This is a genomic window from Pedococcus dokdonensis, from assembly GCF_900104525.1.
GTDB classification, from domain to species: domain Bacteria; phylum Actinomycetota; class Actinomycetes; order Actinomycetales; family Dermatophilaceae; genus Pedococcus; species Pedococcus dokdonensis.
The window spans coordinates 3291131-3305433 of the sequence record NZ_LT629711.1 but is presented as its reverse complement, the minus strand read 5'-3'; the positions used below and the strand labels follow the sequence as shown (position 1 = coordinate 3305433).

Sequence of the window (14303 nt, the reverse complement as noted above, 5' to 3'; positions counted from 1 at the left end):
GCGCTACTCCCTGCTGGTCGGGGTGCTGGTCGGGGTGCTGGCCGCGCCCGCTTCGTCGCTGCTGGCCAGGTCATTGAAAACCCAAGTCCGCCACCCAGCCTTGAAGGCGATGTCGGTTCCCGGCCACGTGCAGGGTGCGGCCGCGGCGGGAGCGCCGGGCGCGATCATCCAGCGTCCGCCATCCCCGCCCGTCCCCGTCGAAGTGGCGTGCCATTGCATGCGTTCGCAGTATCCGTAGCCGATGCGGGCCTGCACGGTGATGGTGGCCCGCACGTCCAGCAGGACACAGGCCAGCACCCAGCTGGCCCCATCGGTGCCTTTGACCTGTCCCGCCGCGGGGGTCGCGGTCACCGCGACCGTGAGGTCCTTGCTCTGCCCCTGCCCCGCGCTGGCGAGGAAGTTCTGGACGTTCTTGGTCAGTGCCCAGTCGGCGACGCCTGCCCCGCCCGGTAGCGCCCACTGTTCGTAGACCTGGTTCGCCTGCGGGATGGACATCCCCTGCAGGACGGTCGTCTCGATGGCGGCCAGCTGGCCGACCGCTCCCTGCGGTGTGCGAGGGAAGCCGGTCGGCACCCGCGCCGGTCCCACGTCGGTGGCCGCGGGCACGTCGATGACTGGGCCGGTGACCGCGGCAGGGACGCCGCGCCTGGCGTCGTCCGGGGCCACCTTCAGCATCGGGGCTGCGGCCACCCTGTCTCGGTAGGCCGGGCCGCTCCCGGAGGCGACCGGCTTCGGACCCGCCGACCATGCAGCCGAAGGGGGCGTCGACGTCGCTTCTGCGGTCCGCAGGACGTAGTAGAGCGCCAGGGCTAGGCCGGCCACGAACAACACTGCTGCCCCGACCCCGGCCGCGAGGGTTGCCAGCAGGCGCGGTCGTCCCCACCCGCCGCTGGCGCTGTCCTGGTCAGCGCGGCTCATCAGATACACCCAGCGCCGGTCATGGCGCGCACGATTCCCGGCAGCACCAGGTAGCCGATCACCGCCAGGAAGACGACGACCACGCCGACGATGCCGGCCTTGGACGCGTGCGGCATGCCGAAGATGCGGCCCGCGACGATCGCGCCGATGCCGACGACAACGCCGAGCACGAACAGGATGATCGTGCCCCACAGGACGTAGCCCATGAGCTGGTCGGCGTAGCGCTGCGCTCCGGGCGGGGCGACGGGGCAGACCTGCGCGAGGGAGGCGAGCTGGCGGGTGAGCGCCTTCATGACGGGTGTCCCTTCGGGGTGGCTCCGGCGACGCTGGCGTGGAGCAGGTGGCCTGCTGCGGTGAGCAGTGGGGTGGGCAGGGCTTGCGAGTCCAGGCCCCGCACGGCGAGGCCGCGGTCTAGCGGGATCAGGTGCATGGCCGCGCGCTGGTCGAGCTGCCGGGACAAGGCGCCGAGGCTGTGCTCCAGGCCCCGAGGCCACGTGCGCCGCGGTGGACCGAGGATGGCGCCGATGACCGGTGTTCCCTCCAGCAGTGCCAGTGCCCCTTCCAGGCGCCGCAGGCCGGGGATGGTGGCGGTCGTGACGGCCACGACGTGATCGGCGTGGAGCACCCGGTCGGACAGCCAGCTCGGGCTGGCCAGGAGCTGTCCCAGCTCCCATCCGACGTCCAGGACGGTCAGCCCGAGCCCCGGTGCCGCGTCGGTTGGGGGTAGCACTTCGTCGGGGCTGACGTACATGTCCGTGCTGCGCTCGAGGAGGACCTCGCCTCGGGTGCCCTGGAGCCAACCTGTGGGGTGCTGGCCCAGCTCTGCGGTGGAGGCTGGCGCCAGGCCGGAGGCCGTCACCGTGCAGCACTCCACGACGCGGGCGCTTCCCATCGTTGCCGCGGCGGCCTCGGCGGCAGCGGTGGCGAGGCTCAACGCCAAGGTGGTTGCGCCGACCGATCCGGCGCACCCGATGACGGGGAGCACGGCCTCGTGGGGCTCCCACGACCGCCCGCCGGTGTCACAGCTGCTCGGTGTGTCCGGTCGCTGCCTGGCGCCCGGGTGACGGCAGAAGTCGCCGGCCTGTACTGCCTGCCACGCGCGCTTGAGCTCCTCAACGCTCACCGCGGGTCGCGCGGGTGCCGGGTGGGTGGTCAATGAGGTCACTGAGCGCTCCCGTTCCCACGCGCCGACCTGCTGGCCTCGAGGGAGGCGCGCAGGCTGGGCGCGTCCAGTCGGGCCAGGGCGGCGCGCGCAGTCTGCACCTGGTGCAGCCGGTCCACGCATTCCGCGGGCTCGACAAATTCCTCGACCTCGCTGTTGGCGACGACGATCAGACGTTGGAGTTCGGTCCCGTCGTTCATGGTCATCACCCCGCCGCCCAAAGCCGGCCCGCGGCGTGCCGGCGGACACCTCACGCCGAGACCCGCTGGTGGGCGCCGCAAACGGTCCGCAGAACGGAGACCGACCGGGCTGCCCGCCGGCGAATGGTCCGGGCGGAGACGCCGCGGTCCGCGGCCAGGGTTTCGGAGGCTGCCGGCGCCATCAGCCCGGCATGGCCGCGACCCGAGCGGGCGGGGCTGGCCAGGTCCGCGGCGTGCGCCAGGCCCAGCAGAAGCTCGCCGTCATCATCGGACAGGGCACCCGCGCTCATTGCGAGCTCGAGGATGTCCAGCAACTCCTCTTCAGCCGTGGGGCCAGCCGGGAGGACCCCGTAGGCGGCCTCGGTCCACACCTGCGCGGAGGGCGGGAACGGGATGGTGCGGTCGCCCAGGGCGCCGATCCCGAGGTCGCGCATGACGCCCTTGCGCGTGTTCATCAGGATGTTGGCGGCCACCTTGTGGCCGCGCTGCCACGGGAAGGTCCGGGCCTCGACCCACAGCTGGGCGGCGAGGATCTCGTCGATCCGACGGCTGAGCCGCCCGAGACGGAACGCGAGCAGGCTGGCACCGGGCAGGAGCACCCAGGCCAGCGCTGCGGTCGCGGCGACGTCGTCGCCGCCGTCCGGCGCCGACAGTTGGGCCAGGGCCAGCAGGACACGGTCCGCCTCGTCCCAGTCGGCGGCCTGCAGCCAGGCCGGGAGATCCGCCAGCTCGTCGACGACGAGCAGCTCTTCGTGTGACATCTGCCATCGCGACCAGCGCTGGCCGGCCAGGGTCAGGACCTCACTGTTGGGGTCGGCCAGGCCCAGGTGTGTTGCGACACTCATCTCGGGTTCCTTCCGTCGTGTGGACACGGCAGGAAGGTCTCGGTCAGGCGTCCCCGGACTCGTCCCCGTCCTCGGCCAATCAGGAGGGGGTACGTATCCCGCGACCGGGGGTACGACCCGCGTGACCTGCAACGATGCGTTGTACCCCAAGTCGACGACGTTCTCGTGCGACAGGCCTTGCGCCCCCTCGGCTGCGGCCAAATGAGGGTGCAGCGATGTCGGTCGCGAAGGGCACACCCGTGGGTGTGCAGCCGCACCCCCGCGTCGCCGCCCTGATGTTCCCCTCGGGAGGGCGACCGCTCGCCGGCCGCCGGTCGACGTCGGCACTCCCGAGTACCTCGTGACCGTGGGCGTCGCTCCGGCAGCCAAACCGCGACTAGCCCTCCTGGACAAGCGGGCAGCAAGCTTCCCTGCCATCCGCGGTCGAGCGCGACGAGCGCGGTGGGCTCGGCTCGACCGGCGCTTCGAGCGCACCCCAACCGACACGGCAAAGGACCTGCTGCGCCTCGCCTCGGAGGCCGAGGTCCCCGACGCACCCGAACTCAGGGCGCAACCATCAGCGGACTCGCCTAGAGACCCGCTACCGCTCCGATTGCGCGGTTCTAGTGACCGGCCCTCGGCCACTAGGCGGAGATCGCCGGACGGGACGGATCAGCCCAAGATCGATTGACGGGCATTGGCCGCGGATAGACGCAACCTGCGTATCGCGCAGACATTCGGGGCCACGGCTCGCGGCCTAAGGAGGTTGTCTGTCCCTACTGGCCATGGACAACGTTGCCTATTGGCTCAGCCAACACGCGCACGGACCGCAAACTTGCCTGCTAGCGCCCGTTCGCAACCCTGCGTGCCCTCTTCTGATCGTCAGGGATGTCTCTACACAGCTCAGCGAGGTCACACTGGGAGCATTTGTCATCCCAAACGGGCAGTCGTGGAAGATCGTTGTCGCGCAGCGCGTCGCCTGCCGTCTTGATCCGACCACGGACGGCGCTGAGCAGCGGGTCCTCTACCAGTTCGCGGATCGTCTTGCCCTGCTCGTCTAGGTTGAGGACCTCGATTAGGTCGGCACGCCGACCGGTCAACTCCTGATAGCCGACCGCGTACACATGAAGCTGGTCCCGCGTGACGTCCTCGTCCTGCGCCCTGGCGGTCGACTTGAAGTCGACGATCGCCACCTCGTCACTGTCGAGGCGGCGAATGAGGTCGATGCGGCCATCAACAGTGATCCCGGGCGCGACGTGTACCTGGATCTGCTTCTCGCTGTGGATCGTTCGCTCCAGGTCCGCAGCGTGCTCGGTCAGGTAGCGCTCGACTGACTTGATCGCCGCGTCGCGTAGCGCTGCCTTCAGCGCTGGATACGCGTACGGAGCGTGCAGATGTCGATCAACGAGGTCCTCTGCCGCGCTCGGCCCGACGAGATCCCCGTCGAGGGCCCGCTTGTGTGCTTCAGCCAGCGCGTCGTGCAGACCCTTGCCGTAGCCGAGGGCCTCATGGAGCGGCGGGTTGAAGCCGTACAGGAAGCGCAGCTTGAACTGGTAAGGGCATTCGAAGAGGTACTTGAGCTCGGAGAACGAGAGGGAGACGTTAGGGAGTTCCTGCTTGGCGTGTGGCTGAAGCGTCGGCGAAGGAGCCCTCAACTCGCGAGTCAGAAACCAGGACTGTCGAGCGCAGTGGTCGAAGAACTGCGATCGTCTGCCGTATAGCCGATTGCCCGGCACCGGGGAGTAGGACAGGAACAGGTACTTCTGCGCACGAGTCACCGCCACGTAGAACAGGCGGGTTTCATCGTCCACGGTCCCCCGGTAGCGATCGGGGCTCGCGACCGCGGTGTCCGGGATCACATGGAAGAGACCAAGCCCGCCCTGTCGTTTAGCTGGGAAGCGGTTGTTGCGGAGGCACGGGACGAACACGACGGGCCACTGCATGCCCTTGGCTTGGTGGACCGTTGAAATCACGACGGCGTCGGGCGCGGCGTAGCCGACGTCCGCGCCTGCGTCGGCGTAGTAGTCGGGCGCTTGGTGCTCCAGCCAGTCGGCGAACGACCTGTATTTCTGTTCAGGGTCGGTGTTGAAGTAGATGGCCTCGAAGTCCGAGATCGCTTGGCTGAACTTGCCGAGCTGATAAAAGACCAGCTCCGCGCGGGCGGGATCTCCGGGGACGGTGTCTTCGCGGAGCGTCAGGGCTTCGAGGAACTCGAGATACAGGCGCTGGATGTTGTAGACGCCCCACCTTTTGCCGCGGTCGAAGTCGCGCCCCTCGTTCAGCACCTGCATTGCTGCCGTCCAGTCACAGCAGGGCGGGAGCAGCGACGCGTCGTCGAACAGGTTCCGCAGAGCGACTCCGTCGATCTGGCTCACGATGTAGCGGAAGACGCCTACGATCGCGTGGATCTCGGGGCTGTCGAACAGCCGGTTGAGGCCCTTGATCACGAACGGAATGTTCCTGCGGCGCATCTCGTCCACCAGTGGTCCTGCGTCGCGTGCCACCGAACGAAACAGCACCGCGCAGTCTGACCACGACAGGCCGCGCGGATCTGCCCCCGGTCCGTCCACAAACGCAACTCCACGCATGGCCTGTATACGTTCACAGATCCACGAGGCCTCAGCGTCGGGGTCGGCGAAGTCGAGAGCCAGAAGGTCACCTCGAGCGAAGTCCTGATGCCCGGCCGCGACCATCGCCTTCGAGAGCCTCGCCTCAAACGGGATGAGCTCCGCCACCGAACGGCCGACTTCGACAACACCCTTGCTTGAGCGGAAGTTGTCGTCCAGAGTTACTTGCCTGACGCCGGCGTATCGATCGCTGAAGGTCAAAATGTTGCTGACCTCGCTGCCGCGCCACTGGTAAATGGTTTGGTCGTCATCCCCGACGACGCAGAGGTTCGCACTGAACTGCACGAGCCCACGGATGAGTCGTTCCTGGAGCGGATTGACGTCCTGATACTCGTCTACGACGACGTATCTGATCGCGTCGCGGATGTGGCGCTGCACGAGCCCAGCCTCAGCATCTTCAGCAGGGTCGGCCTCAAGAAGTTGCACTGCGAGATTGATCATCTCGGTGAAGTCGAAGTAGGCATTGTCGTAGAGCAGGCGCATGTATTCCCAGTGGGACTTCAGTACGCCGGATGGGACCCGCTCCTCATCGATAGTGTCTTCTCGCAACACGCTTGTCGCTTGCATGTAGAGCTTCGAGTGGAGGAACCGACGTAGCCGCGGTGTGCCGGGGGAGAGCGTCGGACATTCGGTGAGGCCGGACTTCCTACTGTTGCGATCGATGAACAGCCTGGTCGTGATGTCGGTCAGGACCGAGAACTTGAAGGTCTCTGGCACCAGTCGCTGGACCAGGTCCAGTGCGTAGCCATGCATGGTTCCTACGTACATCTCGGCGATGCCTTGAGTGCTCACGCCCTCAGTTTCAAGAACCGTGTGGATGCGCTCCTTGAGCTCGGCCGCAGCCTTCTCGGTAAAGGTGAAAGCGATGATGTTGCGGGGCTCAACCTTCGGCTGCTTGAGAATCTCTGCCACGCGTTGGGAGATGACCTGTGTCTTGCCCGATCCCGCACAAGCGATGATCTGGAGCGGCTCGTCCAGGCAATCGATGGCCTGTGCCTGTGCCTCGGTATACGCGGTCATGACGTTGCGGGCACCTTCGCATACGCCTTGGTTGTGGCAGATGACTTCTCGATCTTCTTGACGCGGGCTTCGATCTCCTCAGCGAGCCAAACGAGGCCCTGTGCGTGCGCGGCCCTCATCGTGCTGGGCAGGATGGTCAGTGCCTCGGCCTTGCCTGCCGTGCTCAGTTGGAAATGCCACTTAGCCCCACACTTCTGCTTCGAATCGATGGCGTCCAGCTCGCCCACGCGCTTGACGACGTTTTCCCAGAGGGAGGACGGGATCAAGTCCTCAATCTCGACGTCATGGCCTTTTGCGCACCTGTTCGACCAAGATGCTAGCGACACGAGTTCCTTGTTCTTCGCCCAGCCGAAGTCCTCGAGCTTCGAAATGGCCGCTCGGCCTTGATCGTCATGGTCGAGGATCGCGACCACCGGTTTGTCCGTGGCAGAGCGCGCCAGGATGGCTTGAAAGACGACCTTCTTGGCGCCGCCTGCGCTGATGATGTGGATGCCTTCGAGAAGTTCGGAGCGTCCTGCGGCGCGGCACGCGATGCGCAGGAACTCGCCATCGGTGTATCCCTCCGTGATCACGACCGCCCGTGTACCGGCCGGGATCGTAAGAGCCCGTTCGAGCACGCCAGCCATGCCAGCGTCGCGATAGAGCGATCCGATCAACTCGGCTCGGCTCTGATCTCCAGCACAGGTCGCGGCCTTGCTCGTCACGCCGTCCGGCCGCTTTCGCAGTTCGGTGATCGATGCGTCCGCGCGCCTCGACAGGACGTACGGCGAGTGAGTCGTGACCAATAGGGAGACGTCGGACCGCGTGGCCAGTTCCTCCAGTTGTTGCATGATGGCTTCTTGGGCCGCGGGATGAAGGAACGCCTCAGGCTCCTCGACCGCCAACACCAATGAGCGTCTGCTCTGCTCAGCCAGGTACTGGAGCATGGAAACCAGCACGGCCCCACGGACTCCGGTTCCCTTGTCGACGAGCTGCGTCGTGACGAGGTCGTCTCCAAGCTGGACGTCAACCGAGGACAACGTCTCCGCAACAGACGGTAGGTCCGGCACCAGCTTCGCGGACGCGATCTCCGGAAACATCGCACCGACCCTGTCCTGGATCTGGGCCCGAAGCGGTTCCAATAGCTCAGCCCGCAGCGCCTCTAGGTATTCCGCCCGCGCCTGCTCCGCCTTTCCAAGCTCCTCGCCCAAGTGGTCTGCGATCACGAGTTGCAGGATCTGGCGGAACTTACCCTGCAAGAGCGACTCAAGGTCTTCGCCGCTGTGCACGACCGCTGAGCGGACCACCGAGCGAAACTGAGCCTCGAGTTTCAAGTGCTGCTGGCTATCGGCAGGCAACGATGCTGCGCCGTAGCCCCTCGCTTGGAAGGTCGTCTGCCGGCCGCCATGTCCTGCAAACGACGTGACCATTCGGACCTCCCGATCTGCGGCATAGGTCTGGATCTTCCCCGTCGTTGCGCCCTTGCGTGCCTTGCGAACCGCCAGCTCGAACTCTTTCGCACGCGTCAGAAGTGTGACCTCGGGGCTCGTCTTCCCCACGTGGAACGTCAGCGTGATCCGCGTCGTCGGCGGAGCACCCAGTGCGCCAGGCCGCGCCGGACGGTCCCTTTCCGGGACGTACTTCGCGTCCGGATCCAACGCAAGCTCCAGCGCGCGCACGAGGTTGGATTTGCCACAGTTGTTTGGCCCCACGAAGTAGTTCACGCCGGACGAAACATCGAACTCGTGTTCGCCAGAGAAGCTTCGGAAGTCTTTGATCCGGATGTGGGTGAGCTTCATACGTCGAAGACCTTCATGACTTCGTCGCCATAGTCGTTGATGACCTTGACTGCGATCTTGCCGGTCTCCGGCTTCGGGAAGGGGCGGGACGTGGTCTGATACAGCGAGTCCCAGGCGTCCACGTCGATATCCGCCTTCAGGGCCGTCTTAAGTCTCTTATAGGGGTCGGTGTCGCCAGTGAAGTAGCAGTGGCGGACGAAGAAGGACTCCTCGTTGTAGTCCGTGTCGATCATCCAGAGCGCGATGCGGCTGGTGTCGTTGCTGCGGACCTCGCCAGTTGTCGGGTCGTAGACGTCGACGCCCTTGAGGTTGACAACATAGCCGTCGGCCGTGTCTTCGATCTCGATGTCGGGCTCACCGAACACGGTGAAGAGGTTGCCGGCACCGGTCTTCTTGAGTTCCTCACCCATCAACAGGTCGGCGTTCATGCGGACCATGAGGACCGGGATGCGGCCGAGTTTCCGCGCACCTGCGACATTCGCGAAGCCTTCGTCCGATGCTTCCACCGTGACGCCGTCGTCCTCGGTCACTCCAGTCACCTGCGCGTCGAAGGCAAACCCGAGGATGCACAGCAGGTCAACGTCCTCGGCGTTGATGGCTTCCCGTGCCGCCTTCTTCACGTATGCCGGGCTGACCGTTCCGTACTGAGGTCCGATGGCAATCGCCACGCGGCTTGGTGCATCACCTTCCGTATCACCTGCCCGCTCCCCGATCGCCTGGATGTACTCGCCCGCGTATGTCTCGAACGAGGCGAAAGTGATGCGCTCCTGACGCCGCCCGTTCTGAATACCGGCCCTGGCGAGATTGTCCAGAATCGACTGCTCGAAGTTCGGCGCGGCGGCCTCCTTGGCGGCCTCGGTCTCGGCACGTGACTCGGTCGCGGGTCCGCCGGAAAAGGCCAGCGACCGGTGAGGGCTGAGCGACTCGACCGTGAACGGGCCCGCAACCCTGACCTTCTTGGGGTCCTCGAATGGCTTGTCATAGAGCAGTTCGAAATCCGAGTGACGCTTGATAGCCGCGTCGATCTGTCCGCGAGTCATTGCCTCCTTAATCTCGGGGTTACTCGCGATCGAGCGCAGCATGACGTGCGGGACTCGGTCATAGACAAACCCCTGACGGATATCCCCCGACACCTCCTGTCTCGGAAGGGCAAGTGCTGTTAGCGACTGCTCCTTGTCGAGGCCCTGACGCGAGTCGGCGAGGAGGTACCAAGGGTGCCGTGCGCCCATGACGCGCTGGCGAGCCAGTGCGAGCGCCACCCTAGACGTGTCGATGGTGATCCAACGACGACCCCACTGCTCGGCGACCGCTGCCGTGGTGCCACTGCCGCACGTCGGGTCCAGGACAAGATCGCCGGGATCACTGCACATGAGCATGCAACGCTCAACGATTCGTGGAGCGGTTTGCACCACGTACGTCTTGTCCGTAGCACCGCCCAGGTCGTTCCAGATTTCGGTGTAGGGAAACGCCGGAAAGTCATCGAAATACCTGACGTAGCGTGGGGTCTTTCCAACTACTTCCACGCGTCCAGCCGCGAGCAGCCGCGACATGCCCAGCTCATTCGTCTTCCACCTGGCCTGCATACTCGGGGTGTACGCCACGCCGCCTACCTCGATGGGGAACCAAGAGGCGGCGCCTTCGCCCTTTGCCCGGCCCATCGCTTGGCTCGTGAGGTCGCTAGTCGTGTACAGCCGGGCATCGTCAGGAATCAACGTCGGGTCGCGCCGTTCCTCAGGCGTAAGAGTCCGGGTGAGATCGCCGATTCTCACTCGACCGTATGAACCCGCACCCTCCGCACCGACCGCCTTTAGCCGCCAGAGGGGGCGGTACTTCATGACCGTGAGGTCTCGCCCGTACCAGAGAATGTAGTCCGCTGTGCCCCCAAGATATGGGCTCGTGGAACTGCTCGTCTTCGTGACCGTAACCATGGTGACGAAGTTCTCTGCTCCGAACACCTCGTCGGCGAGCGAACGAACCAGATGCACGTTCTCATCGCCGATCTGAACGAAGCACGACCCTGAGTCAGTCAGCAACTCACGCGCTACAAGCAAGCGATCTCGCAGGTACGTCAAGTAGGAGTGGATGCCCAGCTGCCAGGTGTCGCGAAACGCCTTGATCTGTTCGGCCTCCCTCGCGGCATCTGACAGCTTGCCGTCCGTGACATCGCGACTCCGGGTTGAGACCTGCCAGTTGGAGTTGAACTTGATGCCGTAGGGCGGGTCTATGTAGACCATCTGCACCTTGCCTCGCAACTGCTCCCGCTCGGCGAGAGAGGCCATCGCCTGGAGCGAGTCGCCAAGGATCATGCGGTTTGACCAGTTCGCATCGTGCTTGTAAAAGTCGACCTGGTCGAGTTCGGCGAGGCCATCGAAGGAGTCGAAGAGGGTCAGTTCTGGCTCGTCCTCGCTCCGGGCCGCCGTGCGACGGAGGTTCTCGATCAGGACCCGCGGATCGATCTTCTCTTGAATGTAGATTGGTGGTGCGTCTGTAACGAGGTCGCCGTCGTACCCTTCGAGATGATTCGCCGCCGGGTACTTGCCGCGCCAGACCAACTGCGGGTCGAGACTCTCGTCCCGGGCGTAGCGGACTTGGCGAATCTCTTCGATCGACGGATCCACGAATTCGTGGGCGTCGGCGGTAGGGATGTTGGTCCGCTTGTCAGTGTGCTTGATCGCATCGACGGGGGTCGAGCCCTTGGAGGTGTTACGCGCCACGAGCGCTCCTTGCGTCATCGTCGAAGTCGAGTAGGTCTGGGTCGCCGATGATGGGCCCGTCGTCGTACAAGAGCTGAATCGCCTCGGCGAGCTGGGTCTTGAAGTCGATTGGATTGGTCATCTCGATATAGCCCCAGCGACCGAAGCCGCCGTGGTTGTTCACCGATGCGCACCATGAGTCGCGTGCGGTCGTGGCTTTGGCGGTCGTTGGTCCGGGGCTCTTCTGACTGCCGGACACCTCGATTATCAGTGTCCGCGCCAAGTCATCGCCGTCGAGTGGTTGGAGTCGCACGAGGAAGTCGGGAACGTAGGAGTGGGTGCGGCCCTTGTGGACGTACGGGATGCTGAACCCGAGGTGGTCGTTCTTGACGTAGGCATCGACGTTCCGATTCAGCTCGAGCTCGGAGGCGAGGAGCTGCTCCCAGGTGTTGCCGTCCTTTCCGTCGAGGGTGACGTGAGAGACCTCGGACTTCTCCGTGGACACGGTGGATTTGCGGGTGTCGAAGTCGACGTCGCCCGTCGAGCCTTCAGGGTCGAACCGGTTGAGCATTGGTCGAAGCCGCTCGCGCCGGTTGCCGACCTGACGTGTGATTGCGTTCCAGACCTGCTCGGCAGCTTCCGCCTGCACCTCCGTGATGGTCATGAGGTGGGCGAGCGTGTAGCCCTCGGCGAGCCGAACCCTTTGGTCGATCCATTCCCGGCACATCCCGATGAGCCTCGGGAACAGCCACGGTCGCTTGTCGTCAACCGTGTTGAACCGAGTGTCCAGGATTCGCTTGGCCAGGGCGAAGGCAACCTCCTGAGGCCGGTAGGCGCGGTCCTCGCCACCCTCACTCTCGCCGGCACCGACCACGCCCTGCATCTCCACCCATCGCGGGACGGTGTTCGGGCCGATCTCGAAGGCGGGTGCATTCTCCAGGTCGAGCCAAATGTCTTCGTCGGGGAGCTCGACCCTATAACCGGTTAGCTTGGGGAACTGGATGCGAAGGTGTTCCCGGCCCTCGATGGCAGCGACCTGCTGGACCGGCTTGGGTGGCAGCGGGTCCTTGATCGGCTTGTCGGAGGAGATGAACTGGAACGGGATGCCGTAGACGTTGGCGTACTCCGGCTCGAAGTAGCCTTGATCGTTCACGGCATACGACCGTCGTCGCAGGCCTCGGCCGACTACCTGTTCGCACAGGAGTTGGCTGCGGAACGCGCGGACTCCGAGGATGTGGGTGACGGTGTTGGCGTCCCATCCCTCGGTGAGCATGGAAACGCTGACGACGCAGCGGATCTGTTCGCCGAGCTTGCCCTTCTTGCCGACCGTGTTCATCACCTCGCGGAGCAGGTCCTCGTCGGTGAGTTGGTCGGTGTCCGCTCCCGGGTTGCGACGCCGGAACTCGGCCTTGAACGAGGCGATCTCAGGCCCTGCGGCGAGCTTGAAGTCGGCCTTCATGGCCTCGCCGGACTCAAGCTGAGCCGAGTCGATGAGGACAGTCCGTGGCCGCGCGAGTGGCCGGCCGTCCTGGACGTTGCTCAGCAGCGCCAGGTTCCCGGGCTTGTGCGCGACGACCGCGTCGTCCCCGACCACCTCCTCGCCGGCAATCCAGTCGTAGACCAGCTTGCTCACGACGGTGTTCGGGCAGACGACGATGAAGACAGGTGGAGTCTCGCCATGTTGTGCGAGCTCAGTCTCCCAGTGGTTGAAGGCCTTCTCGTAGCTGCGATGGAGGCTCCTGAGCCCACCCTCGAGCTCGGGCGGTGGCAGCCAACCGGCGACGTTTCCCTTTGCCGCGCGTTTGGGTAGGGCTTCGCCGACGAAATCCCAGAGGCGCAGGTATGTCACCAGTTCGTGGGCGGCGTCGTCATCGACCGGGGTTCTTGGCACCTTCACGATGCCGGCCTCGATCGCATCCATGAGTGAGAAGTCGCTGACGGTCCAGGGAAAGATGTAGCCCTCGTTGTAGCCGGAGCCAGCGAGGTAGAACGGCGTTGCCGAGAGGTCAAAGATCTGCTTGACACCGACGTGCTTGGCGACCGCCTGAAGGCCCTTGAACCAGACCCTGGCCTCGTCGTTGGCGGCCTCCTGTTCCTTGGCGGCCTTTTCACCGGCAGGGAGAGGCTTGTCCATGTAGCAGTGATGGGCTTCGTCGTTGAAGACGATGATCTGCTGCTTGTCCGCGCCGAGGTCACGCAGGACACGACTCACCATGGCCTGGGGTGTCTCCTTGAAGGGGTCACCCTTCATGTCACCCTTGAGCAGCAGGCGGGTGTTCTTGGCGACGCCCTTGATCTCCTTGGCGTCCTTGAGCTGGAAGGCGTGGTAGTTGGTGATCACGATCCGGGCGTGCTCCAAGCCGCCCTTGAGGTCGGCAGGGATCAGGTCACGGAGGTCGTAGTAGTTCTCCGTGTCCTCCGGAAGGAGCACCCGGAGGCGGTCTCGGATGGTGATGCCGGGCGCGACGATCAGGAAGCGGTTTGTGAATCGAGCGTCCCGCGGCGATTGGACCTTGTTGAGGGTCTGCCAAGCGATCAGCATCGCCATCACGACGGTCTTGCCGGAGCCGGTCGCCATCTTGAGGGCAGCTCGCGGCAGACCGGCATTGTGGAGATCGTTCTGCGGCTCCAGTCGCTGGCGCCAGTCCGCATAACTATGAGTTCGACCCGCGACTTCGGTGAGGAAGATCGCCGTCTCGGCAGCCTCCCGCTGGGCGAAGATGACCCGATTCTCTCGCTCGGGGTCAGCCCAGTATTGAAGGAGCTTTCGGGTGATCGGTGTCACGCCGGCGTACTCGCGCCCACGACGCCACTTCGCGACGTCCCGTCGGACGTCGTTGATTAGGCTGTTCCTCTCTCGGCGCTCTCCCGTGGCGTCGAAGTCGAAGGACTCCTGGACGGAGTCGCCCTTGCCCTTCTGGCCCTTCCGGGAAACGGCGATCGGGATGAACGACTCACTGGGGCGACGGCCCTCCCTGACTTCGCCGGTGGGGCCCTGCGGACCGATCTCGTAGTACCGGTCCGGCTGCTCATATGGCGAGTTCAGGATGGGGTTGTCGATCGTCCCCGTCATGGCTGCCG

At 65.0% G+C, this 14303-nt stretch carries 9 protein-coding genes; all 9 read right to left on the bottom strand.

Going from position 1 to position 14303, the window contains the following annotated elements; translation table 11 throughout:
• Positions 1–3: 3 nt before the first annotated feature.
• Positions 4–918 carry a hypothetical protein gene (locus BLQ34_RS15580; RefSeq protein ID WP_091787513.1) on the bottom strand — a complete coding sequence of 305 codons (915 nt, stop codon included), beginning with the start codon at positions 916–918 and terminating at the stop codon, positions 4–6.
• Positions 918–1211: a hypothetical protein gene (locus BLQ34_RS15575; protein ID WP_091787510.1), complete on the bottom strand. Its 294-nt coding sequence runs from the start codon at positions 1209–1211 to the stop codon at positions 918–920. The genes BLQ34_RS15580 and BLQ34_RS15575 overlap by 1 nt, the downstream gene beginning before the upstream one ends.
• Positions 1208–1852: a hypothetical protein gene (locus BLQ34_RS15570; RefSeq protein ID WP_157693092.1), complete on the bottom strand. Its 645-nt coding sequence runs from the start codon at positions 1850–1852 to the stop codon at positions 1208–1210. Before BLQ34_RS15570 ends, BLQ34_RS15575 begins: the two co-directional genes overlap by 4 nt.
• 227 nt (positions 1853–2079) lie before the next feature.
• A complete protein-coding gene (locus BLQ34_RS15565; protein ID WP_157693091.1) occupies positions 2080–2286 on the bottom strand; it encodes a hypothetical protein in 207 nt (68 codons plus the stop codon).
• 44 nt (positions 2287–2330) lie between these two features.
• Positions 2331–3125, bottom strand: coding sequence for a hypothetical protein (locus BLQ34_RS15560; protein ID WP_091787501.1), 795 nt, complete (start codon positions 3123–3125; stop codon positions 2331–2333).
• An 821-nt stretch (positions 3126–3946) separates the two neighbouring features.
• On the bottom strand, positions 3947–6751 hold the full coding sequence (locus tag BLQ34_RS15555) for an ATP-dependent helicase (protein ID WP_091787498.1): 2805 nt from the start codon (positions 6749–6751) through the stop codon (positions 3947–3949).
• Positions 6748–8529 (bottom strand): ATP-binding protein, encoded by a 1782-nt coding sequence (locus tag BLQ34_RS15550; RefSeq protein WP_091787496.1) that lies wholly within the window; start codon positions 8527–8529, stop codon positions 6748–6750. The genes BLQ34_RS15555 and BLQ34_RS15550 overlap by 4 nt, the downstream gene beginning before the upstream one ends.
• Positions 8526–11243 (bottom strand): site-specific DNA-methyltransferase, encoded by a 2718-nt coding sequence (locus BLQ34_RS15545; RefSeq protein WP_231961299.1) that lies wholly within the window; start codon positions 11241–11243, stop codon positions 8526–8528. The genes BLQ34_RS15550 and BLQ34_RS15545 overlap by 4 nt, the downstream gene beginning before the upstream one ends.
• Entirely contained in the window at positions 11233–14295 is a 3063-nt protein-coding gene (locus BLQ34_RS15540) for a BPTD_3080 family restriction endonuclease (RefSeq protein ID WP_091787490.1), read from the bottom strand. Before BLQ34_RS15540 ends, BLQ34_RS15545 begins: the two co-directional genes overlap by 11 nt.
• Positions 14296–14303: the final 8 nt, after the last annotated feature.

What these genes read in the sequence shown, in the direction of transcription:
- BLQ34_RS15565 (WP_157693091.1), bottom strand. Translation starts at nt 2,286, where the DNA reads ATGACCATGAACGACGGGACCGAACTCCAACGTCTGATCGTCGTCGCC.
- BLQ34_RS15580 (WP_091787513.1), bottom strand. Translation starts at nt 918, where the DNA reads ATGAGCCGCGCTGACCAGGACAGCGCCAGCGGCGGGTGGGGACGACCG.
- BLQ34_RS15555 (WP_091787498.1), bottom strand. Translation starts at nt 6,751, where the DNA reads ATGACCGCGTATACCGAGGCACAGGCACAGGCCATCGATTGCCTGGAC.
- BLQ34_RS15550 (WP_091787496.1), bottom strand. Translation starts at nt 8,529, where the DNA reads ATGAAGCTCACCCACATCCGGATCAAAGACTTCCGAAGCTTCTCTGGC.
- BLQ34_RS15575 (WP_091787510.1), bottom strand. Translation starts at nt 1,211, where the DNA reads ATGAAGGCGCTCACCCGCCAGCTCGCCTCCCTCGCGCAGGTCTGCCCC.
- BLQ34_RS15560 (WP_091787501.1), bottom strand. Translation starts at nt 3,125, where the DNA reads ATGAGTGTCGCAACACACCTGGGCCTGGCCGACCCCAACAGTGAGGTC.
- BLQ34_RS15540 (WP_091787490.1), bottom strand. Translation starts at nt 14,295, where the DNA reads ATGACGGGGACGATCGACAACCCCATCCTGAACTCGCCATATGAGCAG.